19 protein-coding genes are annotated in these 26,669 nt (G+C 71.8%); 16 read left to right on the forward strand and 3 right to left on the reverse strand.

Translation table 11 applies throughout. From position 1 onward, the window contains the following. Positions 1–24: 24 nt before the first annotated feature. Together ACFV1L_RS16040 and ACFV1L_RS16045 are read right to left on the reverse strand one after the other, a co-directional pair. Positions 25–1,176 (reverse strand): trypsin-like serine peptidase, encoded by a 1,152-nt coding sequence (locus tag ACFV1L_RS16040; protein ID WP_380366285.1) that lies wholly within the window; start codon positions 1,174–1,176, stop codon positions 25–27. Between the two features lie 56 nt (positions 1,177–1,232). Continuing rightward, entirely contained in the window at positions 1,233–2,366 is a 1,134-nt protein-coding gene (locus ACFV1L_RS16045; RefSeq protein ID WP_380366286.1) for a trypsin-like serine peptidase, read from the reverse strand. A 254-nt stretch (positions 2,367–2,620) separates the two neighbouring features. Between ACFV1L_RS16045 and ACFV1L_RS16050 the strand changes: the two genes are divergently transcribed. The 5 genes from ACFV1L_RS16050 to ACFV1L_RS16070 are packed head-to-tail and all read left to right on the forward strand — an operon-like array spanning position 2,621 to position 10,171. Continuing rightward, positions 2,621–4,384, forward strand: a complete 1,764-nt coding sequence (locus ACFV1L_RS16050) for an IucA/IucC family protein (protein WP_380366287.1) — start codon at positions 2,621–2,623, stop codon at positions 4,382–4,384. Further along, the gene (locus ACFV1L_RS16055) at positions 4,381–4,950 is read left to right on the forward strand and encodes a GNAT family N-acetyltransferase (RefSeq protein WP_380366289.1); all 570 of its coding nucleotides are present in this window, start codon (positions 4,381–4,383) and stop codon (positions 4,948–4,950) included. Before ACFV1L_RS16050 ends, ACFV1L_RS16055 begins: the two co-directional genes overlap by 4 nt. Positions 4,951–4,956: 6 nt before the next feature. Continuing rightward, positions 4,957–6,321 carry a lysine N(6)-hydroxylase/L-ornithine N(5)-oxygenase family protein gene (locus ACFV1L_RS16060; protein WP_380366290.1) on the forward strand — a complete coding sequence of 455 codons (1,365 nt, stop codon included), beginning with the start codon at positions 4,957–4,959 and terminating at the stop codon, positions 6,319–6,321. Then, complete coding sequence (locus tag ACFV1L_RS16065; protein WP_380366292.1) at positions 6,302–8,077, forward strand: IucA/IucC family protein; 1,776 nt, start codon at positions 6,302–6,304, stop codon at positions 8,075–8,077. The genes ACFV1L_RS16060 and ACFV1L_RS16065 overlap by 20 nt, the downstream gene beginning before the upstream one ends. 12 nt (positions 8,078–8,089) lie before the next feature. Then, positions 8,090–10,171, forward strand: coding sequence for an ATP-dependent DNA helicase (locus ACFV1L_RS16070; protein WP_380366294.1), 2,082 nt, complete (start codon positions 8,090–8,092; stop codon positions 10,169–10,171). 165 nt (positions 10,172–10,336) lie between these two features. On the opposite strand, the gene lexA is transcribed toward ACFV1L_RS16070, so the two are convergent. Then, positions 10,337–11,062 (reverse strand): transcriptional repressor LexA, encoded by a 726-nt coding sequence (lexA, locus tag ACFV1L_RS16075; RefSeq protein ID WP_380366395.1) that lies wholly within the window; start codon positions 11,060–11,062, stop codon positions 10,337–10,339. Positions 11,063–11,502: 440 nt separating this feature from the next. Here lexA and nrdR point away from each other — a divergent pair, with 440 nt between their 5' ends. The 11 genes from nrdR to ACFV1L_RS16130 all read left to right on the forward strand — a co-directional run bounded on the left by nrdR (position 11,503) and on the right by ACFV1L_RS16130 (position 26,587). After that, positions 11,503–11,979, forward strand: a complete 477-nt coding sequence (gene nrdR / locus ACFV1L_RS16080; RefSeq protein WP_035866783.1) for a transcriptional regulator NrdR — start codon at positions 11,503–11,505, stop codon at positions 11,977–11,979. 153 nt (positions 11,980–12,132) lie between these two features. Continuing rightward, a complete protein-coding gene (locus ACFV1L_RS16085) occupies positions 12,133–15,012 on the forward strand; it encodes a vitamin B12-dependent ribonucleotide reductase (protein WP_380366296.1) in 2,880 nt (959 codons plus the stop codon). 84 nt (positions 15,013–15,096) lie between these two features. After that, positions 15,097–15,825 (forward strand): hypothetical protein, encoded by a 729-nt coding sequence (locus ACFV1L_RS16090; RefSeq protein ID WP_380366298.1) that lies wholly within the window; start codon positions 15,097–15,099, stop codon positions 15,823–15,825. 104 nt (positions 15,826–15,929) lie between these two features. Beyond that, positions 15,930–16,682 (forward strand): SDR family oxidoreductase, encoded by a 753-nt coding sequence (locus ACFV1L_RS16095; RefSeq protein WP_380366396.1) that lies wholly within the window; start codon positions 15,930–15,932, stop codon positions 16,680–16,682. 60 nt (positions 16,683–16,742) lie between these two features. Beyond that, positions 16,743–16,973 (forward strand): RNA polymerase subunit sigma-70, encoded by a 231-nt coding sequence (locus tag ACFV1L_RS16100; RefSeq protein ID WP_380366300.1) that lies wholly within the window; start codon positions 16,743–16,745, stop codon positions 16,971–16,973. A 1-nt stretch (position 16,974) separates the two neighbouring features. After that, positions 16,975–17,541, forward strand: a complete 567-nt coding sequence (locus tag ACFV1L_RS16105) for a Clp protease N-terminal domain-containing protein (protein ID WP_380366302.1) — start codon at positions 16,975–16,977, stop codon at positions 17,539–17,541. 181 nt (positions 17,542–17,722) lie between these two features. Further along, complete coding sequence (locus ACFV1L_RS16110) at positions 17,723–19,093, forward strand: ABC transporter substrate-binding protein (RefSeq protein WP_380366304.1); 1,371 nt, start codon at positions 17,723–17,725, stop codon at positions 19,091–19,093. Between the two features lie 87 nt (positions 19,094–19,180). Continuing rightward, the gene (locus ACFV1L_RS16115; protein ID WP_380366306.1) at positions 19,181–20,206 is read left to right on the forward strand and encodes a carbohydrate ABC transporter permease; all 1,026 of its coding nucleotides are present in this window, start codon (positions 19,181–19,183) and stop codon (positions 20,204–20,206) included. Then, positions 20,203–21,159, forward strand: a complete 957-nt coding sequence (locus tag ACFV1L_RS16120) for a carbohydrate ABC transporter permease (RefSeq protein WP_380366308.1) — start codon at positions 20,203–20,205, stop codon at positions 21,157–21,159. The genes ACFV1L_RS16115 and ACFV1L_RS16120 overlap by 4 nt, the downstream gene beginning before the upstream one ends. Before the next feature lie 199 nt (positions 21,160–21,358). After that, entirely contained in the window at positions 21,359–24,472 is a 3,114-nt protein-coding gene (locus tag ACFV1L_RS16125; RefSeq protein ID WP_380366310.1) for an Ig-like domain-containing protein, read from the forward strand. Positions 24,473–25,072: 600 nt separating this feature from the next. Next, a complete protein-coding gene (locus tag ACFV1L_RS16130; RefSeq protein ID WP_380366312.1) occupies positions 25,073–26,587 on the forward strand; it encodes a DUF4153 domain-containing protein in 1,515 nt (504 codons plus the stop codon). Positions 26,588–26,669 lie beyond the last annotated feature (82 nt).

Genomic DNA, 26,669 nt, shown 5'->3' on the forward strand with positions numbered 1-26,669 from the left:
CCCCGGGCCGTTCGCGCGTGCCGCCTACTGACCCACCTTGCCCTGGACGAAGGCGTCGAACATCCGCTTGGCGTCCGCGCCGAGGTTGGGGCCGGCCAGCCAGGTGTCGTCACCGATCGAGGTGTCGGAGAACAGCACCGTCTTCCCGTCCTTCTTGGTGAACCAGCCGCCGCCGGACGAGCCGCCGGTCATGTTGCAGCCGATGGCGAGCATCGGCGGGCGCGAGCGGTCGAAGACGAACGGGGTCGGCTTGGGCGCGGAGTCGCAGTGCTCCAGCTCCTCGCCGTCGAACGGCTCGTCGGCCGGGTAGCCGTACGCGGCCGGGGAGTTGATCTCGCTCGGCTGCGCGCCGAACCAGATCGGCACCGAGCCGCCCACGGTCTCCTCCAGCGAGCGGCTGGAGCCGTCCTGGTTCACCACCCGGACCACCGCGTAGTCGAACTGGCTGGCCTTGGAACCGGTGTGGCCGGCCTCCTGGGTCCACTGCGGCATCACCAGCAGCGAGCGGGCCGCCCAGACGCCCAGCGGGGCGATCTGCTCGCGGGTGGCGTTCTCGCCCTTGCCGTTGCTGGTGGCGCCGGACTTGTTGTACGAGGGGACGAACATCAGCTTCTTCATGTAGTCGCCGCCCTTGCCCGCGTGCACGCAGTGCGCGGCCGTCCACACCAGGTTGCTCTTGCCCGGGTGGCTCGGGTCGCTCACCACGGTGCCCGAGCACACCATGTTGCCCTCCGGGCTCTGGAAGAAGATCTTGCCGACCACGGCGGTGTCCGCGCTGTACGGGTGCGGCTGCGGCTTCGCCGGGATGGTCTTCGGGAACACCACGTCCTTCAGCGAGGGCGCCTGGGCGTCCGGCTTGCCGGTGGTGACGCCCTTCGCGTCGGAGAGCTTCTTCTTGTCCCAGAAGTTCTTGATCGCCTCCAGGTCCTCGGGCTTGAAGCCGTTCTTGCTGGCCCAGTCGGCCCAGTCGTCGGCGGTCCAGGTGGAGACCTTGGCGAGGGCGCCCTGGATGTCCTTCACGTCGATGCCCTCGGCCGTGCTGCTGCTGCCCGGCGGCACCGGGCTGGGCTTCGGGCCCTGGCTCTGGCAGGCGGCGGTGGTGACGGCGAGAACCGTCACCAGGGCGGCTGCGGCGGCGGCGCGCACGCGGCGCGCGGTCCGGTGCTGGGTGGTCATGGGCGTTTCCCCCGTGGTCGTCGGTCGGTCGTTGGGTCGCGGAAGCTGACGCACGGTCACTTCCGGGAGATGTAGTCGAGGGCCTGACGGGCCACGCCCTCCAGGTAGGGCCCGTTCAGGGCGGTGTGCGCCTGGGTGCCGATGGAGGTGTTGCTGACCAGCCGCTGGCGGCCGTCCGGGCCGTCCGCGAACCAGCCGCCGCCGGAGGCGCCGGCCGTCATCGTGCAGCCGATCACCAGCATCGCCGGGCGGGCCGCGTCGAAGCTGCGGGAGCCCGGCCGGCCGGAGTCGCAGCGCTCCAGCTCCTGCCCGTCGAACGGCGCGAGGGCCGGGTAGCCCCAGGCCTGGATCGCGAGCTGCTCGCGCGGCGCGTCGAACCACACCGGGACGGCGGTGCCGAGCACCTCCTCCAGCGAGCGGCTCTCGCCCTCCGGCCCCCGCACCTTCATCACCGCGAAGTCGTACTGGTTCGCGGCGTCGCCGCCCCGGGTGCCCTCGGTGGTCCACAGCGGCGAGGTGATCACCTTGTCCGCCCACCACTGCCCGAGCGGGGCGACCTCGGCGAGCGTCGCCCGGTGGTGGTCGCTGGCCGCGCCGGAGCTGTTGTACGCGGGCACGAAGACCAGGTTCTTGTACCAGTCGCCGCCCTTGCCCCCGTGGACGCAGTGCGCGGCCGTCCACACCAGGTTGCTGTGCCCCGGGTGCGCGGGATCGGCGACCACGGTGGCGGAGCACTGGCCGGTGCCGCCGTTCGGCGCGGTCAGGAAGACCTTCCCGGACGCCGGGTAGCTGGTGTACGGGCGCGGCACCGGCTGCGCCGCGACCGCCGGCGGGCTGCCGCCGGCCGACGGCGACGGACTGCCGGCCGCGGACGGCGACGGTGCGCCGGACGGCGACGGTGCGGCCGACGAGGCGGGCGCCGCGGACACCGACGGCGGCGCCTCGGGCGCCGGCGCGGGCTGCTGCGGCGGCGCCTGGTCCATCGTCTCGGCGCTCCACACGCCCGCCACCGCCGGATTGCGGAAGCCGTGCCGCTGCGCCCAGCGGTCCCAGTCGGAGAACCCCCAGCGCTTCAACTCGGCGAAGCTGCGCGGGTTACCGCCCCCGTCGCCGGCATCCGATCCGCAGGCGGTCACCCCGGCCAGCAGCGCGACCGCGCTCAGCGCGGCCACCACCCCCCGTGCCCTCACGCTCAACCCCCTGAAACGGTCCGTTCCCCCGGGGACAGTCTTTCATCCGGGGGCGGGCCGCCGGCGGGCGGTGCGGTCCTGTTGGCGTCCGGTCATCGAACCGTGATGGTGACGGTCCGTCAGGATCCCAGCTCGGGGCCCGATCCGTGCATGATCGCCGGAAGCTCACCGGAACGAGTGAGCCGATCTTGTGCCCGCCCCTCGGGGATAGGTAACCCTTACCCGAAGGCAATCGCGCGGCTCAAGGAGCGGATTTGGCCACCATCCTCACCGACGTCATCCCGGCCCCCCGGCCGTCGTCGGCCGGACACCCCACCCCGGACCTGCTGCTCCACCCCGACCCGGCGATCGCCGCCGAACACGCCGCCGCCGAGAGCCTGCTGCGCTGCTGGGCCCGGGAGACCGCGGCCGCCCGCCCCGACGGCGACCTGCTGCGCATCCCGGTGCTCGGCGGCACCGCCCGGCTGACCGCGCCGGTGCGCCACTGGTCGGCCTGCGGCTGGCACCGGTTCGGCCCCGCCACCCTCTCCACCGGCACCGCCGAGCACCCGGTCGACGCCGTCACCGTCGCCGCCCTGGTGGCCGGCGCCACCGGCCGCCCCGAACCCGGCCAGCTCGCCGACCTGACCTCCCGGGTCGCCGACTCGGTCGGTCGCACCGCGGAGATCCTCGCCCACCGCCGGGTGCTCACCGCGGCCCCCGCCGATCCGTTCCTGCGCGCCGAGCAGTCGCTGCTGCTCGGCCACCCGCTGCACCCCACCCCGAAGAGCCGCGACGGCCTCGGCCCCGCCCAGTCCGCCGCGTACTCGCCGGAACTGCACGGCTCGTTCCGGCTGCACTGGTGGGCCGTCGACCGGGGCCTGCTCGCCGCGGACTCCGGCGCCGGCGTGCCCGCCGAGCGGATCACCGCCGAGCTGTACGGCCGCCCGCTGCCCGCCGGCACCGCCGCCCTGCCGCTGCACCCCTGGCAGGCCCGCGAGCTGACGCTCCGTCCGGCCGTCGCCGAACTGCTCGACCAGGGCCTGCTGACCGACCTCGGCCAGCACGGCGAGCCCTGGCACCCCACCAGCTCGGTGCGCACCGTCTGCCGGCCCGGCACCCCGTGGATGCTCAAGCTCTCGCTGGGCCTGCGGATCACCAACTCCCGCCGGGAGAACCTCCGCAAGGAGCTCCACCGCGGCGTCGAGGTGCACCGGCTGCTGGAAGCCGGCCTGTCCCGGCGGTGGAGGGCCGCCCACCCCGGGTTCGACATCGTCCGGGACCCGGCCTGGATCGGCGTCGACCACCCCGCCCTCGGCGACCCCAACGGCCTGGACACCGTGCTCCGGGAGATGCCGTTCGGCCCCGCCGACCGCGCCCTGTGCGTGGCCGGCCTGGTCGCCGAACAGCCCGTCGACCGCTCCGGCTCGCAACTCGCCCAGGTGCTCGGCGAACTCGCCGCCCGCAGCGGACGCCCCACCGCGACCGTCGCCACCGAGTGGTTCCTGCGCTACCTGGACGCCGTGGTGCTGCCCGTCCTGTGGCTCGACGGGCAGGCCGGCATCGCCCTGGAGGCCCACCAGCAGAACAGCCTGGTGCTGCTCGACCGGCAGGGCTGGCCGGTCGGCGGCCGCTACCGCGACAACCAGGGCTACTACTTCCGCGCCTCGCACGCCGACCGGCTGCACCGCCTGCTGCCCGGGCTCGGCGCGCACAGCGACACCTTCGTCCCCGACCAGGTCGCCGACGAACGCTTCGCCTACTACCTCGGCATCAACCACGTGCTCGGCCTGATCGGCGCCTTCGGCTCCCAGCAACTCGCCGACGAGCAACTGCTGCTGGCCGCGCTGCGCCGCTTCCTGGCCGGCCCCGCCGCCACCGCCACCGGCTCCGCGCTGCCCGCCCACCTGCTGGACGCCCCCACCCTGCGCTGCAAGGCCAACCTGCTGACCCGGCTGCACGGCCTGGACGAACTGGTCGGCCCGGTGGAGACCCAGTCGGTGTACGTGGAGATCGACAACCCGGTGGCCCGGGCGTGACAGCACCACCGGACGGGCCGGGCGGGCCGCCGCTCGGCCCGATCGCCACCCCCGCCGGTGAACTCGTCCTGCGCGCCGTGCGGCTGGACGAGGACCTCGACCTGCTCACCGGCTGGATGAACGACCCCGACACCGACCGCTGGTGGGCCCTCGCCGGCCCGCCCGCCACCACCGCCGCGCACGTCGCCGGGCAGCTCGCCGGCGACGGGCGCAGCCGCCCCGTGATCGCCCTGCTCGACGGCCAGCCCACCGGCTACTTCGAGCTGTACCGCGCCGACCTCGACCCGCTGGCCGCGCACTACCCCGCCCGCCCGCACGACCTGGGCGTGCACCTGCTGCTCGCCCCCGCCGCCCGCGGCCGGCGGCTGGCCGCGCCGCTGCTCGACGCGATCGCCGCCCGGCTGCTGCGGGACGAACCCCGCTGCACCCGGGTGCTCGCCGAACCCGACGTCCGCAACACGCCCTCCGTCCGGGCGTTCGCCGCCGCCGGGTTCACCCGGGTCGCCGACCTCGAACTCCCCGACAAACGCGCCGCCCTGATGATCCGTCCGCGGCCCGAGAGCTAGGACCACATGACCACCCACCCGCCCGAGCCGTACGACCTGATCGGCGTCGGCATCGGCCCGTTCAACCTCTCGCTGGCCGCGCTCGCCGACCGGGCCGAGTCCGTCCGCGCGCTGTTCCTCGACGCCCGACCCGAGTTCCGCTGGCACCCCGGCATGCTCGTGGACGGCGCCCGGATGCAGGTCCCGTTCCTCGCCGACCTGGTCTCCCTGGTCGACCCCACCAACCCCTGGTCGTTCCTCAACTACCTGCGCGAGCGGCAGCGGCTGTTCCCGTTCTACTTCAGCGAACGCTTCCACCTGCCGCGCCGCGAGTACGAGGACTACTGCCGCTGGGCCGCCGACCGGCTCCCCAACTGCCGCTTCGACAGCCCCGTCGACGCCGTCCACTGGGACGCCGAACGGCAGCACTACCTGGTGCACGCGGCCGGCCGGGTGCACCGCGCCCGGAACCTGGTGCTCGGCGTCGGCACCGAACCCGTCCGCCCCGAGGCGTTCGCCGCGCTGCGCCACCACCCCGCCGTGCTGCACTCCGCCGACTACCTGACCGGACGTCAGGCACTGGACGGCGCACGCGACGTCACCGTGGTCGGCTCCGGCCAGTCCGGCGCCGAGGTGTTCCTCGACCTGCTGCGCCGGCACGCCGGCGACGGCACCCGGGTGCGCTGGCTGACCCGCACCCGGGCGCTCGCGCCGATGGAGTACTCCAAGCTCGGCCTGGAACAGTTCACCCCCGACTACACCCGCTACTTCCACGGCCTGCCCGAACCGGTCCGGGACGCCCTGGTGCCCGCCCAGTGGCAGCTGCACAAGGCCGCCAGCGCCGAGACCCTCGCCGACATCCACGACCACCTGTACGAGCGGACCGTCGGCCGCCCGATCGACGCCGAACCGGTCGAGATCCTCCCCGGCACCGCCGTCACGGAGGCCGGCCCCGGCCCCTGCGGCGGACTCGAACTGCACTGCCGGCACACCGACTCCGGCCGCCGCCACCTGGTCCGCACCGACGCCGTGGTGCTCGCCACCGGCTACCGGGCGCGGCGCCCCGCGCTGCTCGACCCGATCGCCGACCTGATCGACTGGGACGCCCGGGGCCGCTACCGCGTCGACCTCGACCACCGGGTCGCCACCCGGCAGCTACTCACCGGGGGGCTGTACGTCCAGAACGCCGAGTTGCACACTCACGGGGTCGGCACCCCGGACCTCGGGCTCGGCGCGCACCGCGCCGCCGTGATCCTGAACGCCGTCGCGGGCAAGACCCTCCACCCGCTGCCCCACCGCACCGCCTGGACCACCTTCGCACCCGGGCCCGCCGAAGCCCCGGTGCTCCCGCGACCCCAGGAAGGGAACGAGCGTGCCGCAGCCAGCCGCTGACCCCGCACTCCACCTGCCGCCCCAGCTCACCGCCGGGCACTGGCAGGCCGCCGCACGCGCCATGCTGGCCAAGCTGCTCGGCGAGTTCGCCTACGAGGAACTGCTGCACCCGCGGCCCGAGGGCGACCACTACCTGCTCGAACTCCCCGACGCCGACTACCGGTTCACCGCCCGCCGGGGCGCCTACGGAAGCTGGCGGATCGACCCGGACTCGATAGTGGGCGGCGAGGACCCGCTGCGCTTCCTGCAGCAGGCCCGGCACACCCTGGAACTGCCCGGCGACACCACCGGCCACCTGGTCCGCGAGCTCACCGCCACGCTGATCGCCGACGCCCACCTGCGGGCCACCGCACTGACCGCCGCCGAACTCGCCGACCTCGACCACGTCGCCCTGGAAGGCAGGCAGACCGGCCACCCGTGGATCGTCGCCAACAAGGGACGGCTCGGCTTCTCCGCCGCCGACGCGGCCGGCTGGGCCCCCGAGGCCCGGCTGCCCCGCACCCTGCCCTGGCTCGCCGTGCACAAGAACCTCGCCGCCTTCCGCGGCGACGAGACGATCTACGACACCGAACTCGACCCCGCGTTCCGCAACCAGCTCGGCGACCGCGCCGACGAGTTCTGGCTGCTGCCGGTGCACCCCTGGCAGTGGGACGAGACCGTGGTCGGCCTGTTCGCGCCATGGATCGCCAGCGGCGAGATCGTCCCGCTGCCCTCCGACGGCGACCTGCGGCTGCCCCAGCAGTCCATCCGGTCGTTCTTCAACCTCAGCCGCCCCGACAGATGCACCGTCAAACTGCCGCTGGCGATCCTCAACACCCTGGTCTGGCGCGGCCTCCCGACCGAGCGCGCCCTCGCCGCGCCCGCCGTCACCGCCTGGATCCAGGGGCTCCGCGACCGGGACCCGTACCTGCGCGACGAGTGCCGGGTGATCCTGCTCGGCGAGATCGCCTCCGTCACCGTCGAGCACCCGCTGTACCGGGACCTGCCCGACGCGCCCTACCAGTACAAGGAACTGCTCGGCGCGATCTGGCGCGAACCCCTCGGCCGCCACCTCGACGACGGCGAACGCGGCCGCACCCTGGCCGCGCTGCTGCAGACCGGTTCGGACGGCCGCGCGCTGACCGCCGAACTCGTCGCCCGCTCCGGCCTGGACGTCCGGGACTGGGTGGACCGGCTGTTCGCCGTGATGCTGCCGCCGCTGCTGCACTTCCTGTACCGCTACGGCCTGGTGTTCTCCCCGCACGGCGAGAACGCGATCATCGTCTTCGACCAGCGGGACGTCCCGGTCCGGCTGGCCGTCAAGGACTTCGTCGACGACGTCAACATCAGCGACCGGCCGCTGCCGGAACTCGCCGACCTGCCGGACGGGATCGGCGACGTGCTGCTGCGCGAGAACCCCGACTACCTGTGCCAGTTCCTGCACTCCGGGCTGTTCATCGGCGTCTACCGCTACCTCGCGCCGCTGCTGGAGGAGCAACTCGGCTTCCCCGAGGCCGAGTTCTGGTCACTGCTGCGGGAGCGGATCCTGGCCTGCCAGCGCCGCTTCCCGGAACTCGCCGACCGGCACAAGCTGTTCGACCTGTTCGCGCCGCGGATCGACCGGCTCTGCCTGAACCGCAACCGGCTGCTGCTCGACGGCTACCGCGACCGCCCGGACCGGCCGCACGCCGCGGTCCACGGCCAGGTCGACAACCCGCTGCACAGCGCCGCGCACCTCCCGGCCCAGGGGCACCGGATTGTCACCCCGGCCCCGTAGGCTGGGAACGTCATGACGAACGACACCGCACCCCTGCCCGGCGGCCCGGACGCGTCGGCGCCTCCCGTCCCCGCCTCCCGCATCCCGGAGCTGCTGCACGCCGCCGTCACCGCCGTCGGCGGCGTGGAGCGGCCCGGGCAGGTCCGGATGGCCGAGGCCGTCGCCGCCGCCGTCGACGAGGGCGAACACCTCCTCGTCCAGGCCGGCACCGGCACCGGAAAGTCCCTCGCCTACCTGGTGCCCGCCCTCGCCCACGGCGACAACGTGGTGATCGCCACCGCGACGCTCGCCCTCCAGCGCCAGCTGGTCGAACGCGACCTGCCGCGCACCGTCGACGCCCTGCACCCGACGCTGCGCCGCCGCCCGCTGTACGCGATGCTCAAGGGCCGCTCCAACTACCTGTGCCTGCACCGCGCCAACGAGGGCACCCCGAGCGACGAGGGCGAGGGCCTGTTCGACCCGGTCGACGCGCTCGGCGGCCCCACCGGCAAGCTCGGGCAGGACGTCCTGCGGCTGCGGGAGTGGGCCGACGAGACGGAGACCGGCGACCGCGACGACCTCACCCCGGGCGTCTCCGACAAGGCGTGGGCCCAGCTCTCCGTCACCTCCAAGGAGTGCCTGGGCGCCGCCCGGTGCGCCTACGGCCAGGAGTGCTTCGCCGAACAGGCCCGGGAGCGCGCCAAGTTGGCGGACGTGGTGGTGACCAACCACGCGATGCTGGCGATCGACGCGATCGAGGGCGCGCCGGTGCTCCCCGAGCACGGGCTGCTGATCATCGACGAGGCCCACGAGCTGGTGAACCGGGTCACCGGTGCCGCCACCGCCGAACTCACCGTCGGCGCGGTCAACCGGGCCGTGAAGCGGGCCGCGAAGCTCGCCAACGAGAAGTCGGTGGACGCGCTCCAGGCCGCCGCCGAGAACTTCCACGGTCTGATGGAGACCGCGCAGCCCGGCCAGGTCGAGGAGCTCCCCGAGTACCTCGGCTACGCCGTCGCCGGCATCCGCGACGCCTGCCGCCAGGTCATCACCTCGCTCGGCGAGACCCGCGACAAGGGCCTCAGCGACGAGGACGCCGTCCGCAAGCAGGCGATGGCCTCCGCGGAGACCCTGCACGAGACCGCGGACCGGCTGCTCACCGGTTCCGAGTACGACGTCGTCTGGATCGAGCGCAGCGACCGCTTCGGCCCCGGCACCGCGTCGCTGCGGGTCGCCCCGCTGTCCGTGTCCGGGCTGCTGCGGGAGAACCTGTACAAGGACCGCTCGGTGGTCCTCACCTCCGCCACCCTCAAGCTCGGCGGGGACTTCAACGGCGTCGCCGCGTCCCTCGGCCTGCCCTCCGAGACCAGGCTGCCCGACCACCGCACCCCCGACGGACCCACGGCCGAGACCGGCGAGGACGCCCCGCCGTACTGGCGCGGACTGGACGTCGGCTCCCCGTTCACCTACCCGAAGCAGGGCATCCTCTACGTCGCCAAGCACCTGCCGCCGCCCGGCCGGGAACCCGACCGGCCGGAGATGCTCGACGAACTCACCGAACTGATCGGCGCCTCCGGCGGCCGCACGCTCGGCCTGTTCTCCTCGATGCGGGCCGCCCAGGCGGCGGCGGAGGCGCTGCGCGAACGGCTGGACGTGCCGATCCTGCTGCAGGGCGAGGACACCCTCGGCGAACTCATCCGTGCCTTCGCCTCCGACGCGCAGACCTGCCTGTTCGGCACGCTGTCGCTCTGGCAGGGCGTCGACGTCCCCGGCTCCGCGTGCCAACTGGTCGTCATGGACAGGATCCCGTTCCCGCGGCCCGACGACCCGCTGATGAGCGCCCGTCAGAAGGACGTCGAGTCCCGCGGCGGGAACGGCTTCATGGCGGTCGCGGCGACGCACGCCGCGCTGCTCATGGCGCAGGGCGCCGGCCGACTGGTCCGCGCGGCGGACGACCGCGGCGTCGTCGCCGTCCTCGACCCGCGCCTCGCCACGGCCCGGTACGGGAGCTTCTTCCGCGCCTCGATGCCGGACTTCTGGTACACCACGGACCGCAACCAGGTCCGCCGGTCGCTGGCGGCCATCGACGCGTCGGCGCCGCCGGTCAAGCCCCGCTGACTACGCGCCCCGACAGGGGCGCGGGGAACCGCGCGAAGCGGAAGGCACCCAACAGCAAGGTCCGGTCGAAGACGGTACTCCCGTCTTCGACCGGACCTTGCTGTGCGTTCCTGGTTGCCCGCGCAGTTCTCCGCGCCCCCGGGTTCGCGCCTGCCTGCTTCGTCGTTACAGCCGGCGCAGCACCGCCACCACCTTGCCGAGGATGGTCGCGTTGTCACCCGGGATCGGCTCGTACGCCGCGTTGTGCGGCATCAGCCAGATCTTGCCGTCCTCGCGCTTGAGGCGCTTCACCGTGGCCTCGCCGTCGATCATCGCCGCGACGATGTCCCCGTTCTCGGCGACCGGCTGGCGGCGGACCGTCACCCAGTCGCCGTCGCAGATGGCGGCGTCGATCATGGAGTCGCCCTTGACCGTGAGGGCGAACAGCTCGCCCTCGCCCACCAGCTGACGGGGCAGCGGAAACACGTCCTCGACGGTCTGCTCGGCGAGGATCGGGCCGCCGGCGGCGATCCGGCCGACCAGCGGGACGTAGGAGGTGGAGGGGCGGCCGGAGGTCTCGGCCGCGGCGGGGCGGGCGACCTCGACGCCGCGGACCTCGTAGGCGCGCGGGCGGTGCGGGTCGCGGCGCAGGAAGCCCTTGCGTTCGAGGGCCATCAGCTGGTGGGCGACCGAGGAGGTGGAGGACAGGCCGACGGCCTGGCCGATCTCGCGCATGGACGGCGGGTACCCGCGACGCTGGACGGAATCGCGGATGACCTCGATGACGCGGCGCTGGCGCTCCGTCAGGCCCGCCTCGTCGGTGCGGATGCCGGGGGGCCGGCCGGGGAGGGCGCGGACGACGGGGGTGGGCACACCGAGCGGGGACTCCTCGATCGGCTGACTACGGCTCATGGTCTGATCCATGCTCTCCTGGTCAGTGGTGCGTGCGGAACGCTCCTGCACCGGGATGGCGGTCTTGGCTTCGACGGTGTGCATGACGCTGGCGGCGCTGGGGGTGGACATCGCGGCGACCCTCTCGACTGGTGCTCCATCTGCCCAGCTCAACTGGCGTCTCTATCGAAAGGTTGCGCCAAACACACGTTCGAGTGAATTTATTCGAGGTCACCTGACTTGATCAAGCCTCCGGGTGTAAGTCGATTGCATGTTCGACTCGAACAGTCTATGGCGTCCCGGCGGGAGGTGTTCCCGACTCTCACCCGTTCACTCGGCGTGGCGCGGCGTCCGCCACTAGATCTAGTGGCTAGTGTCCTCGATCGGGCACAGGTCTTGTGTTTGGCTTCGGGTAGAGTGGTCCGAGTCGTTCGCCGTCGGTCGCAGGGAGGGAGTTCCAGGTGCACTGCCCCTTCTGCCGGCATCCGGACAGCCGAGTCGTGGACAGTCGGGCCAGTGACGACGGGAGCTCCATCCGGCGCCGCCGCCAGTGCCCCGACTGCAGCCGCCGGTTCACCACCGTCGAGACCGCCACGCTGATGGTGATCAAGCGCAGTGGTGTCACCGAGCCCTTCTCCCGCGAGAAGGTCATCTCCGGCGTGCGCAAGGCGTGCCAGGGCCGCCCGGTCACCGAGGACGCGCTCGCCCAGCTCGGGCAGCGGGTCGAGGAGTGCGTGCGGGCCAGCGGCAGCGCCGAGCTCTCGACGCACGACGTGGGCCTGGCGATACTCGGCCCGCTGAAGGAGCTCGACGTGGTGGCGTACCTGCGGTTCGCCTCCGTCTACCGCGCGTTCGACAACCTGGAGGACTTCGAGGCCGCGATCGCGGAGCTGCGCTCCGAACGGCCCGCGGTCCCGGTCCCGGTGCCCGTGCCGTAGCGGCCGGGTCCCTTTCCGCTTTTTTCATTCAGTCACCGCAGTACCCGTGTGCCGTGGCCGGGCTTCGGCCTGCCCGCACACCAGGAGAACGAACCAGTCGTGCCCGGACTTTTCAGGGCACTTCGGGCGTTTGCCCAGGAGGAGGAGCAAGGCATGACAGACACCACGAGCGGTTCCGCACGCGGGTCGAAGTCGGAGAAGGCCGCGAAGGGCGCCAAGGCCCCCAAGACCGGCCTGCGGCTGGAGCGGATCTACACCACCCCTGGGGTCCACCCGTACGACGCGGTCACCTGGGAGCGCCGCGACGTCGTGATGACCAACTGGCGCGACGGTTCGATCAACTTCGAGCAGCGCGGCGTCGAGTTCCCCGACTTCTGGTCGGTGAACGCGGTGAACATCGTCACCAGCAAGTACTTCCGCGGTGCGGTCGGCACGCCGCAGCGCGAGTGGAGCCTGAAGCAGATCATCGACCGGGTGGTGCTCACCTACCGCGCCGCCGGTGAGAAGCACGGCTACTTCGCCTCCCCGGACGACGCCGAGATCTTCGAGCACGAGCTGACGCACGCCCTCCTCCACCAGGTGTTCAGCTTCAACTCGCCGGTCTGGTTCAACGTCGGCACCCAGCAGCCGCAGCAGGTCTCCGCCTGCTTCATCCTGTCCGTCGACGACTCCATGGAGTCGATCCTCGACTGGTACAAGGAAGAGGGCATGATCTTCAAGGGCGGTTCGGGCGCGGGCCTGAACCTGTCCCGGATCCGCTCCTCCAAGGAACTGCTCTCCTCCGGCGGCAACGCCTCCGGCCCGGTCTCCTTCATGCGCGGCGCCGACGCCTCGGCCGGCACCATCAAGTCCGGCGGCGCGACCCGCCGGGCCGCCAAGATGGTCGTGCTGGACGTCGACCACCCCGACATCGAGGCCTTCATCGAGACCAAGGTGAAGGAGGAGGAGAAGATCCGCGCCCTGCGCGACGCCGGGTTCGACATGGACCTCGGCGGCGACGACATCGCCTCCGTCCAGTACCAGAACGCCAACAACTCGGTGCGCGTGAACGACGAGTTCATGACCGCGGTCGAGAACGGCACCACCTTCGGCCTGCGCGGCCGGATGACCGGCGAGGTGCTGGAGAGCGTCGACGCCAAGGGCCTGTTCCGCAAGATGGCCGAGGCCGCGTGGGCCTGCGCCGACCCGGGCATCCAGTACGACTCGGTGATCAACCACTGGCACACCTGCCCCGAGTCGGGCCGGATCAACGCCTCCAACCCGTGCTCCGAGTACATGCACCTGGACAACTCCAGCTGCAACCTCGCCTCGCTGAACCTGATGAAGTTCCTCCGCGACGACGACAGCTTCGACGCGCAGACCTTCGCCAAGGTCGTCGAGCTGGTCATCACCGCGATGGACATCTCCATCTGCTTCGCCGACTTCCCGACCGAGAAGATCGCCGAGACCACCCGCGCCTACCGCCAGCTCGGCATCGGCTACGCCAACCTCGGCGCCCTGCTGATGGCGACCGGCCACGCCTACGACTCCGAGGGCGGCCGCGCGCTGGCCGGCGCCATCACCTCGCTGATGACCGGCACCGCCTACCGCCGCTCCGCCGAACTGGCCGGCGTGGTCGGCCCGTACGACGGCTACGCCCGCAACGCCGCCCCGCACCAGCGGGTGATGAAGCAGCACGCGGACGCCTCCGCCGCGGTCGCCCCGCTGGACGACCTGGACTCCCCGGTGTGGGCCGTCGCCAACTCGACCTGGTCCGACGTGGTCCGGCTCGGCGCGCAGAACGGTTTCCGCAACGCGCAGGCGTCGGTGCTCGCCCCGACCGGCACCATCGGCCTGATGATGGACTGCGACACCACCGGCGTCGAACCCGACCTCGCCCTGGTCAAGTTCAAGAAGCTGGTCGGCGGCGGCTCGATGCAGATCGTCAACGGCACCGTCCCGCGCGCCCTGAAGCGGCTCGGCTACCAGGACGAGCAGATCGAGGCGATCGTCGCGCACATCGCCGAGCACGGGAACGTCATCGACGCGCCCGGCCTGAAGGCCGCCCACTACGAGGTGTTCGACTGCGCCATGGGCGAGCGGTCGATCTCCCCGATGGGCCACGTGCGGATGATGGCCGCGATCCAGCCGTGGATCTCCGGCGCGATCTCCAAGACCGTCAACATGCCGGAGAACGCCACCGTCGAGGACGTCGAGGAGATCTACTTCCAGGCCTGGAAGCTGGGCGTCAAGGCGCTCGCGATCTACCGCGACAACTGCAAGGTCGGCCAGCCGCTCTCCGCCAAGACCAAGGCCCCGGCGGCCGCCTCGGCGCCCGCCGCCGCCCCTGCCCCCGCGGTGGAGAAGGTCGTCGAGTACCGCCCGACCCGCAAGCGCCTGCCCAAGGGCCGGCCCGGCATCACCACCTCCTTCACGGTCGGCGGCGCCGAGGGCTACATGACCGCCAACTCCTACCCGGACGACGGCCTGGGCGAGGTCTTCCTGAAGATGTCCAAGCAGGGCTCGACCCTCGCGGGCATGATGGACGCCTTCTCCATCGCCGTCTCGGTCGGCCTCCAGTACGGCGTCCCGCTGGAGACGTACGTCGCCAAGTTCACCAACATGCGCTTCGAGCCGGCCGGCCTGACCGACGACCCGGACGTGCGGATGGCGCAGTCCATCGTGGACTACATCTTCCGCCGCCTGGCGCTCGACTTCCTGCCCTTCGAGACCCGCTCCGCGCTCGGCATCCACTCCGTCGAGGAGCGCACCCGGCACCTGGAGACCGGCTCCTACGAGCCGATCGAGGAGGAGCTCGACACCGAGTCCCTCGCCCAGTCCGCGCCGCTCTCCGCCGAGAAGCCGCACGTGGCGATCCCGGTCGTCGAGCAGCCCAAGCCGGCTCCCGCCGCGCACAACTCCACGGAGCTCGCGGAGATCCGCCTCGGCCTGAACGCCGACGCGCCGCTCTGCTTCTCCTGCGGCACCAAGATGCGCCGCGCCGGCAGCTGCTACCTCTGCGAGGGCTGCGGCTCCACCAGCGGCTGCAGCTGACCCGCTGTCACCACCGAGTAACGCCCGGGGCGTCGACCGATCGAACGGTCGGCGCCCCGCGCCGTGCCGGGGCACAATCCCGGAATGGACGAGAGCTCGAACAGCCGGCTGGAGCTGCGGATCGAAGACGCCCCGGGGGGCCGGCGCCAGCTGAGACTGCTGGCCGACGGGCGGGACCTGCTGGAGGCAGGGTTCGCGCACCCGGTCGGTCCGGATCCGCGCTCCCTGCTCGGGCCGTACAGCCCGCTGGTCCCCGGTCCCGAGCCCCGGGACGTGCGGCTGCACGTGGCCGGCTGCACCGAGGACTGCTGCGGAGCCCTGTACGTGACGGTGCGTCAGGAGGGCCCCGTCGTGGTCTGGGACGGCTGGCGCAACCGCGACATCGAGGACCTCGACCTCCCGGCGCACCGGTTCGACGCCCGGCAGTACCTGGCGGAGCTCGACCGCGCGGGCACCGGCGTCGAGGACTGGCCGGCGCGTGGCGTCGGCCGCCTGTTGAAGGAGCAACTCGACCGCCGGCCGGAGCTGTTGGCCGCCTGGGAGTGCGAGTTCGACGAACTGTGGACCTGGCCCGGGGGTCCCGACCGGATCGACCTGACCTTCTACCACCCGGCCGTGCCGGCCCGCTTCGACCGGACGCCGCACCTGCAGTTCCTCGCCGAGCTGACCGTCCCCGCGGGCGACCCCGCCGCCGCGGCCGCCGAGCTGGTCGACCGCCTCACCTCGGCGGACCCGCGCACCTGGGCGCGGCTCTGCGGCGGCAGTCCCGAGTACGCGGAGGTCCTCGGCCACCCCTGGCCGCAGGACCTCTGACCCCGCGGCGGCGACCGAGGGTGACCCCGTTCCCCCTTGTGCGTGGGCCGGGCTGCCGGTGGCGGGCGGCGCGGGCAGGCTGGGGGAGGAGAGGGGTGAGTGCGATGCGGCAGACGGTGGTGACGGGCGGGACGGGGACGCTGGGCCGGGTCGTGGTGCGCCGGCTGCTGGCGCGCGGGTGCCCGGTGCGGGTGGTGAGCCGGCAGGCGCACACGCCGGGGGAGCACGGCTGGGCGGTCGCGGACCTGGTGACGGGCCGCGGCCTGGCGGCGGCGCTGACCGGGGCCGGCACGGTGGTGCACTGCGCGACCACCAACGGGAAGCGGGACGTGGACGCCACCCGGCGGCTGGTCGCGGCGGCCCGCGAGGCCGGCGTCGCGCACCTGGTGTACGTGTCGATCGTCGGGGTGGACGCGGTGCCGCTCGGCTACTACCGGGCGAAGGCGGAGTGCGAGCGGCTGGTCGCCGACTCCGGGCTCGGGTGGACGGTGCTGCGGGCCACCCAGTTCCACGACCTGCTGCTGCGGATGCTGGACGGCCTGTCGAAGGCGCCGGTGCTGCTGCTGCCGCGCGGGGTGGCGTTCCAACCGGTGGACGTGCGGGACGTCGCCGAGCGGCTGGCGGATCTCGCGGAGGCCGAACCGGCCGGGCGGGCGGCGGACTTCGGCGGGCCGCAGGTGCGACCGGTGGAGGCGCTGGCGGCGGAGTTCCTGCACGCCCGGGGCCGGCGGCGGCCGGTGCTGCGGGTGCCGGTGCCGGGCGGCGCGGTGAAGGCGCTGCGGGCGGGCGGGAACCTGGTGCCGGAGCACGCGGACGGGCGGATCACCTTCGCCGAGTACCTGGCGGAGCGGTACTGACCGTCCACTCCGCGTCAACCAGGGTTGACGGCGGCGGTGCCGTCAACCTATGTTGACAGCATGAGCGAGACGAGACAGCTCGCGGCCGACGCGAGCAGCGACGACCCGGCGACCGGCCTGCGCGCCGTCCGGGCACTGCGCGACCTGGCGGACCGGCTGGAGGAGCTCCAGGTCGGCAACGCCCGCGGCCGGGGCTGGTCCTGGCACGAGATCGCGGTCTGCCTGGGCGTCACCAGGCAGGCGGTGCACAAGAAGTACGCCCGGCGGACGACGGAACGGGGAGGGGCCTGAGATGTTCGAACGGTTCGCGGCGGAGGCCCGCCGCACGGTCACGCTGGCCGGGGACGAGGCGCAGCGCCTGCACCACCGGCACCTGGGCACCGAGCACCTGCTGCTCGGCCTGCTCGCGCAGCCCGAGGACCCGGCCACCCGGCTGCTCGCCCGGTCCGGCCTCGACCTGGCCGCCGGGCGCGGCGCCGTCGCCGCCCTGGTCGGCGGCCCGGACCCGGAGCGGGACGAGGCGGCGCTGGCCGCGATCGGCATCGACCTGGCGGCGGTGCGCGAGGCCGTCGAGTCGACCTTCGGCGCGGGGGCGCTGGACGCCCCGCCGCCGGGGCGGCGCTCGCGGTGGCGCGGGCCGCGGATCACCGAGCGGGCCAGGCAGGTGCTGGTGCTGTCGCTGCGCGCCGCGGCCGATTCGCGGACGCGCCGGATCGAGACCGGCCACCTGCTGCTCGGGCTGCTGCGCGAGGGGGGCGGCGCGGCGGTCCGGGTGCTGCGCGAGCGGGGCGTGGACCTGGCGGACCTGGAGCGGGAGACGGAGGCGTTGCTGGCGGGCGGCCTGTCGGCGGCCTCGTAGCACGGGCCGGTCACAACTGGGGCGCTGCCGGATGAAGGTCGAACGCGCTCCTTGGCGTGGGGTAACCGGTGCGTTAACGTCTTTGAGCCAGCGATCAGCTGGGTACACCCTCATCTCCGGTACAGCGCAGTGTCGTTCGTCTTACGGCTGGCATGCCCATGCCCTGGCAAGGAGGACCGCATTGACCACCCCCGTGACCACTGGACGCCGACGGCTGCTCGCCGTACCGGCCGTTCTGGCACTGGCACTGACAGCCGCCTGCTCGAACAGCTCCTCGTCCGGCGGCGGGGGCGGCTCCGGCGGCGCCGCACTGACCGGTGACTGCGCCAAGTACCAGGCGTACGCGGGCCATTCGGGCACCAAGGTGTCGATGTACGCGTCGATCCTGTCGCCCGAGTCGGACTCGCTGGAGAAGTCCTGGGCGGACTTCAGCAACTGCACCGGCATCAAGATCGTGTACGAGGGCTCCAACGACTTCGAGTCGCAGCTGCCGGTCCGGGTGGCCGGCGGCAACGCCCCCGACCTGGCGATCGTCCCGCAGCCCGGTCTGCTGGCCCAGATGGTCAAGACCGGCAAGGTGGTCAAGCCCCCGCAGCAGACCGTCGACAACGAGAACAAGTGGTCGCCGATCTGGAAGACCTACGGGTCGGTCAACGGCACCTTCTACGCCGCGCCGATGAGCGCCAACATGAAGTCCCTGGTCTGGTACTCGCCGAAGGCGTTCAAGGCCGCGGGGTACGAGGTGCCCAAGACCTGGGCCGACCTGATGGCGCTCAGCGACAAGATCGCCAAGTCCGGCACGACCAAGCCCTGGTGCGGCGGCATCGGCTCCGGCACCGCGACCGGCTGGCCGGCCACCGACTGGCTGGAGGAGATCGTCCTCGGCTCCTACGGCGGCGAGGTCTACGACCAGTGGGTCGGCCACCAGGTGAAGTTCTCCGACGAGAAGATCACCACCGCGATGAAGACCGTCGCCGACTGGATGCAGAACCCGGCCTGGGTCAACGGCGGCTTCGGCGACGTCAAGTCGATCGCCACCACCACGTTCCAGGACGCCGGCACACCGATCCTCAGCAACAAGTGCGCGATGCTCCAGCAGGCGTCGTTCTACCGTGCGCAGTGGCCCAAGGGCACCAGCATCGGGCCGGACGGCGACGTCTTCGCCTTCCACCTGCCCGCGGTCAACCCGAAGGTCAACAGCCCGGTCGAGGGCGGCGGCGAGTTCGTCGCCGCGTTCTCGGACCGGCCCGAGGTGCAGGCCGTGCAGAACTACCTGTCCAGCTCCGAGTGGGCCAGCAGCCGGGTCAAGGTCTCCCCGGGCTGGGTCTCCGCCAACCAGGGCGTCGACAAGAGCCTGTACACCGACCCGATCGACAAGCTGTCCGCCGAGTCGCTCACCGACCCGGCGGCCACCTTCCGGTTCGACGGATCCGACCTGATGCCCGCCGCCATCGGCGCCGGCGCCGAATGGAAGGCGCTGACCGCCTGGTTCGCCGAGGGCCAGTCGATCCAGAAGACGGCCGGCGACATCGACGCCGCCTGGCCCCAGTAGGCCGAGGCCACCGGACAGCGCGGGCGGGCGCACCACCCGCCCGCGCTGCCCCCGTCCGTCCCGAGCCCTTGAGGAAGGACCCTCCGCATGCCCACCGACACCCGGCTCGCCGGGCCGGCACTCCAGCTCGCGGACTCGCTGTGGCAGGACGCGGCGGTCAAGTTCGGCAACACCGGCGGAGCCGTACTGGGCTTCCTGGGCGTCCTGCTGGCCGTGTTCTTCGCGGCCGGCCGGGCGACCGGACGCTTCTCCCGGCCGCTGGCGATCGTGCTGATGCTCGGCCCCGCGATCGTGCTGCTGCTCACCGGCCTGGTCGTGCCGCTGCTGCGCACCATCGTCCTGAGCTTCCTGGACGCCGACGGAGCGAAGTTCGTCGGCGGGAAGAACTACGGCTGGGCGCTGACCAGTTCACCCATCCACGGGGTGCTGCTGAACACCCTGCTGTGGCTGGTGATCGCCCCCCTCGCGGCCACCGGGCTCGGCCTCGTGCTGGCCCTGATGGTGGACCGGATGCGCGGCCAGGCGATCTGGAAGTCGCTGATCTTCATGCCGATGGCGGTCTCGCTGGTCGCCGCCTCGATCGTCTTCAAGCTGGTCTACGAGTCGCGCGGCAGCGGGCAGAGCCAGGTCGGCCTGCTCAGCCAGATCGCCGTCACGCTCGGCTGGGACGACCCGCCGAACTGGATCCTGTCCCAGCCGCTGAACAACTTCCTGCTGATGGCCGTCCTGGTCTGGGTGCAGACCGGCTTCGCCATGGTGGTGCTGTCCGCCGCGATCAAGGCCATCCCGGACGAGATCACCGAGGCCGCCCGCCTCGACGGCGCCACCGGCGTGCGACTGTTCCGGCACGTCACCGTGCCGATGATCCGCACCACGCTGGTGGTGGTGCTCACCACCATCATGATCATCACGCTGAAGGCGTTCGACATCGTCCGCACCATGACCGGCGGCAACTTCGGCACCCAGGTGCTCGCCAACGAGATGTACTCCCAGAGCTTCGAGCAGTACAACTACGGCCGCGGCAGCGCCCTCGCGGTGATCCTCTTCCTCGCGGTGGCGCCCCTGGTGGTCTACAACATCGCCCTGCTGCGCAAGGAGCGTGCGACCCGATGAGCGCCCAGCCCACCATCGCCCCCGCCAAGGCCGCCAAGCCCGAACTGCCGCCGGTGAAGGCCGTCCGGCGGTCCTTCAGCAGCCCGCTGGCCAGCATCCTGGTGGTCGCCGTCACCGCCCTGTGGACCCTGCCGACCGTGGGCCTGCTGGTCACCTCGCTGCGCCCGAAGGCAGACGTCGCCTCCACCGGCTGGTGGGAGGCGTTCGTCCACCCCGACCTCGGGCTGGAGAACTACCGCTCGGTGCTGTTCGACAACTCCTTCGGCACCTCCGGCGGCCTGATGCCGTACCTGGTCAACTCGGTGGCGATCAGCATCCCGGCCACCGTCTTCCCGCTGGTGCTGGCCGCGATGGCCGCGTACGCGCTGGCCTGGGTGCGGTTCCGCGGCAGCGACGCGCTGTTCTTCGTGATCTTCGCGCTGCAGATCGTGCCGCTGCAGATGTCGCTGATCCCGCTGCTGCGGCTGTTCTCGGGCGGCGCCCACCTCGGCTCGGTCACCGTCGTCCCGGCGCTCAACCTGAAGGACACCTACCTGCCGGTGTGGCTGACCCACACGATGTTCGCGCTGCCGCTGGCGATCTTCCTGCTGCACAACTTCATCGCCCAGCTGCCCCGCGACCTGATGGAGGCCGCGGTGGTGGACGGGGCCTCGCACTTCAAGATCTTCCGTTCGATCGTGCTGCCGCTGAGCGCCCCCGCGCTGGCCTCGTTCGCCATCTTCCAGTTCCTGTGGGTGTGGAACGACCTGCTGGTCGCCCTCACCTTCGCCGGCGGCAACCCGACGGTCGCGCCGATGACCTCCCGGCTCGCCCAGCTGTCCGGCTCCAACGGCAGCCGCTGGGAACTGCTCTCGGCGGGCGCGTTCCTGTCGATGGTCGTGCCGCTGGCGGTGTTCTTCGCGCTCCAGCGCTTCTTCGTCCGCGGCCTGCTGGCCGGTTCGGTGAAGGGCTGAGTCCGTTCGATTCTTGAACGCAGCGACTCGTGTTGATTATGTGCAGACAAACCGGTCGGATGCGGAGCGTTCGCGTGCTAGTTGGCCGGAAGTCGTGGCTGTGATGTGAGGGTTCTGCGGACGTGCCGGGGTCGGAGCCGGTAGGACGGAGGACGGCACTTCTGCCGTTCATCCGGTCATCCGACCTTGGGGGGTTGGCGTGAGGTTCAGAAAACGACTCGCCGGGCTGCTCGTGGCCCTGCTCGCATCCACCGGACTGATGGCGGCGCCCGCGGCACACGCGGACACCACCGCCGTCCTCGGCAACAACACCGTCGGCACCGCCACCGACTCCGGCGACTCCAACTACATCAACGCCTCGCGCTTCGTGACCGGCGCCGGCGGCGGAACGGTCAACAGCGTCAGCGTGTACGTCGGCGCCGTCGGCGCCACGCCCAACGACCAGTACCAGGTCGCGGTCTACGGCGACGTCGCCGGCAAGCCCGGCGCGCTGCTCGGCTCCTCCGCGTCCGGCACCCTCACCGCGCACTCCTGGAACACCCTGCCGGTCACCGCGACCCTCGCGCCCAACACGCCCTACTGGCTGGCGTACAACTCCAACGGCGTCACCGCCGCGGTCAACAACCTCACCTACTCCACCGGCGGCCAGAGCGGCTACTCCACCGGCGGCACGGCCTTCGGCACCTGGCCCAGCAGCTTCGGCGCCGTCTCCACCGGCACCCTCAACTACTCCATCTACGCCACCTACACCCCGACCGGCGGCGGCGCCACCACACCCGGCAGCGGCCCCGGCAACGAGGGCCCGATCCTGGTGGTCACCGACCCCGCCAACCCGTACACCTCGTACTACGGCGAGATCCTCAAGGCCGAGGGCCTCAACTACTACAAGCTCGCCGACCTCGGCACCGTCACCGCCGCCACCCTCGCCTCCTACGACATGGTCCTGCTGGCGGAGAACCAGCTGACGGCCGCTCAGACCACCATGTTCACCACCTGGGTGAACGGCGGCGGACGGCTCGTCGCGATGCGGCCCGACAAGCAGCTCGCCGGCCTGCTGGGCCTCACCACCACGCCCGACACGCTGGCCGACGCCTACCTGAAGATCGACACCACCGCCGCGCCCGGCACCGGACTGACCTCCGACACCATGGGCTTCCACGGCACCGCCGACAAGTACGCCCTGAACGGGGCCACCGCCGTCGCCACCCTGTACAGCGACGCCGCCGTGGCCACCACCAACCCGGCCGTCACGCTGCGCACCGTCGGCACCGGCCAGGCCGCCGCGTTCACCTTCGACCTCGCCAAGTCCGTCGTGCAGACCCGCCAGGGCAACGCCGCCTGGGGCGGCCAGCAGCGCGACAACGTGGACGGCATCGAAGCCAGCGAGATGTTCTTCGGCACCGGCGGACAGCTCAACTGGAACAACCTCGACAAGGCGCAGATCCCGATCGCCGACGAGCAGCAGCGCCTGCTCGGCAACCTGATCACCACCATGGACGCCGCCAAGAAGCCGCTGCCGAAGTTCTGGTACTTCCCCCGCGACGCCAAGGCCGTCGTGGTGATGACCGGTGACGACCACGGCATCGGCGGCACCACCGGACGCTTCGACGGCTACATCGCGCAGAGCCCGGTCGGCTGCAACGTCGCCAACTGGGAGTGCGTGCGCGCCTCGTCGTACGTCTACGCCAGCGGTCCGATGACCGACGCCCAGGCCAAGGCCTACTCCGACCAGGGCTTCGAGATCGGCACCCACGTCACCACCAACTGCACCCCCTGGGGCACCCCCGCGGACCTGCAGAACGTCTACACCACGCAGATCGCCGCCTGGAAGGCCAAGTACCCCTCGCTGCCCAACCCGGACAGCACCCGCACCCACTGCGTCGAATGGGACGACTGGGCGACCCAGGCCAAGACCAAGCTCGCCAACGGCATCCGACTGGACACCGATTACTACTACTACCCGGCCAGCTTCGTGCAGGACCGGCCCGGCTACTTCAACGGCGCGGGCCTGCCGATGAAGTACGCGGACACCAACGGCGCCACCATCAACGAGTACCAGGCCACCACCCAACTGACCGACGAGTCCGGCCAGTCCATGCCCGCGACCGTCAACACGCTGCTGGACAACGCCTACAACTCCAAGGGCTACTACGCGGCGCTGACCGCCAACATCCACACCGACTACGCCGCCTCCACCGCCTCCGACCAGGTCGTCGCCGCCGCGAAGGCGCACGGCACCCCGGTGGTCTCCGGCCGCCAGCTGCTGACCTGGCTGGACTTCCGCAACGGCTCGGCGTTCTCCGGGATGACCTGGAACGCGAACACGCTGAGCTTCAGCATCACCGGCGGCGCGAACGGCCTGCGCGCGATGGTCCCGGTCAACTCGGCGGGCGGCACGCTCACCGGCATCAAGCAGGGCACCACCCCCGTCACCTACCGGATCGAGACCATCCACGGCATCACGTACGCCTTCTTCGACGGCAACGTGGGCGCCTACACGGCGACGTACGGCACCGACACCGTCGCGCCGACCGTCACCGGCTCCGTGCCCGCCAACGGCGCGACCGGCGTCGCCGCCACCGCCCCAGTGAAGGCCTCCTTCAGCGAGCCGGTCCAGGCCGCCACCGTCAACGCCGCCAACGTCACCCTGAAGACCACCACCGGTGCCGTCGCCGTGGCCGGCACGGTCGCGCTGGACGCCGCCACCAACACCGTCACCTTCACCCCGAACGCGGCCCTCGCGCTCAACACCGGCTACACGCTGAGCGTCGCCAACGTGAAGGACCTGGCGGGCAACACCCAGACCGCTGCCTACACCGCGGCCTTCACCACCGCCGGCGCCCCGCCGCAGACCATCGGCAACAACACCGTCGGCAACCAGCTCGACGACACCAACTCCAACCACCTCAACGGCTCCAGGATCACCACCGGGGCCTCGGCGATCGCGCTCACCTCGCTGAACGTGCACATCGGCCAGACCAGCGCCTCGCCCAACAACCAGTTCCAGATCGCCGTCTACAGCGACAACGGCGGCTCGCCGGACGCGCTGCTGGCCACCAGCTCCGTCGGCACCCTGAGCGCCAACGCCTGGAACAGCGCGCCCATCACCTACACGCTGGCCGCCAACACCACCTACTGGCTGGTCTACAACTCCAACGGCACCAGCTCCACGGTCAACAACATGCACTACAGCTCCGGGCCTGCCGGGTCCGGCGTCTACAGCAACGCCAGCGTGCCGTTCGGCACCTTCCCGGCGAGCTTCGGCACCGCGGTGAAGGACAACCTCGTGTACTCGCTGTACGGGGCCTACTGAGCGGTCCTGCTCATCGGGGGCTGCTCATCGGGGGCTGCTCATCGGGGGCTGCTGATCGGGACCGCTGACCGGGACCGCTGATGGTGCCTCTGATGGTGCCTCTGATCGGGCCTCTGATCGGGCCTCTGATCGGGTCGTCTGCTTCCGGTTGCCGGGGCGGTTTGTGTCACAACTCTGTGACCAAGCCGTCCCGGCGGCTTTTTGAACCTGTTCAGAAGAGGTGCCCGGGCCATAGAGTCGCCGGCACGACCAGGCGTGCGGCTGGCCGAAAACCTTCGCATGCCCGCTTCCTGAGGGGGTTTCATGTCTCAGCCGTCCGACTCCAGCGGCTCCGGTGGGTCCGGCAGGTCTGATGGTGCTGGCAGTGCTGGCAGTGCTCGCGGCGCCGGCAGTGCTCGCGGCGCTGCTGCTGGTGGTGGTGTCGGTGCCGCGGCCGGCGGTGTCGCCGGTGCTGCCGGGGCCGGAGGGCAGCCGCAGGCGGCGAACCCGTTCGCGGCACCCGCGGGGCCGCGGCCTGGGGCGTTCGGGAAGGGGGTGCCGGTCGGAGCTGCTGCGGGGCCGGCGCCGGGCAATCCTTATGCGCCGTACCAGCACCGGCCGTTGGAACCGCTGCCCGAACCCGAGTGGCTGCGGCCGAGCAAGGCCCGGGTCGCCGCGCCGGCCAGTCTGCGGGTCCTGGTCGCCGCCGGTGTGTCGGGTCTGGTCAGTGCGGTCGTGCTCGGTGACGGGATCGGGGCCAACCTGCTGTTCTGCGCCGTCGCAGGTGCGGTCGGCGCCGGAATGGCCGCGCTGGGCACCGGACGGAAGGTCAAGCCCTGGCACGTGGCGTTCGCCGTGACCGCCCTGCTGCTCTGCCTGGTGCCGGCCGTCAGCGGTGCGGGCGGGGCGGTGGCCCTCGCCCTGATCGCCGCGATATGCGTCGGCTCGCTCACCCTGCACGGCGGTGCCCGCTGGGTCGGCGTGGCGATGGGCTCGATCGGCCTGTGGACGCACTTCCTGCCCGGAGTCGCCTGGGGGATCCGGGCACTGAGGGAGCGTCGCTTTCCGGCCAAGGCCCGGGCCGGGCAGGTGCTGAAGGCGGTCGGCGTGTCGCTGGTGCTGCTGCTGGTCTTCGGCTCGCTGTTCGCCGGAGCCGACTCCACCGTCGCCGACCTGTTGGAGGGCCTGGTCCCGTCGATGGACGTCGGGGACGCCCCGCTGCGCGTGGTGTTCTTCGGCGCCGGAGTGTCGCTGGCGCTCGGCGCCGCGCACGCCGCTGCCGCCCCGCGTCGCTGGGACCGTACCCGGACCCCGGTCGGCAAGGAGCGCGGCCGGCTGGAGTGGGCGATGCCGCTCGTGGTGATGAACCTGTTGTTCGGCACCTTCGTGGTGGTGCAACTGGTGGTGCTGATCGGCGGCTACGGCTCGATCATGCGCCGCACCGGAATGACTCCCGCCGAGTACGCCCGCCAGGGCTTCTGGCAGCTGCTGTGGATCGCCGTGCTCACGCTGGTGGTGGTCGCGCTCGCCAAGTACTGGGCACCGCGCAGCAACGCGGGCGACCGGCGACTGGTGAAGGTGCTGCTCGGACTGCTCTGCACGCTCACCCTGGTCGTGGTCGGCACCGCCCTCGTCCGGATGAGCCTGTACATGGACGCCTTCGGACTCACCCGGCTGCGGGTCAACGTCGCCGCGATGGAGATCTGGCTCGGCCTGGTCTTCCTGATGGTGCTGTTCGGTGCGGTGCTCTCGTCCCGGCGCTGGCTGCCCCGTGCGGTGGTGCTCAGTGCCGCCGTCGCGGTGGCGCTGTTCGGCCTGCTGCGGACCGACGGACTGATCGCCGAGCAGAACGTCGACCGCAACCGCAGCGCCGGTGCCCACCTCGACGTCGCCTACCTGCGGAGCCTGTCCGTCGACGCGGTGCCCGCCCTGGACCAGCTGCCGGAGGACCTGCGCACCTGCGCGCTCCAGCCCATCGCCGCCGAGCTCGCGGACCGGCCCGCGCCGCCCTGGTACGCCATGAGCAGGGCGGAGGCCCGTGCCCGGGAGATCCTCGCGGCGCGCCCGGTGACCTGGGACCGGGGCGTGGCCTGCCAACGCGTCGGCCTGTCCGAGAAACGCAGTGAGGACTACTGACGTTCGTGGTTGCTGGTTGCTGGTTGCTGGTTGCTGGTTGCTGGTTGTCGGTCGGAGGTCGGAGGTTCGGGGCGGTTCGGGG

Source organism: Kitasatospora sp. NPDC059646 (assembly GCF_042734615.1).
Lineage (GTDB): Bacteria > Actinomycetota > Actinomycetes > Streptomycetales > Streptomycetaceae > Kitasatospora.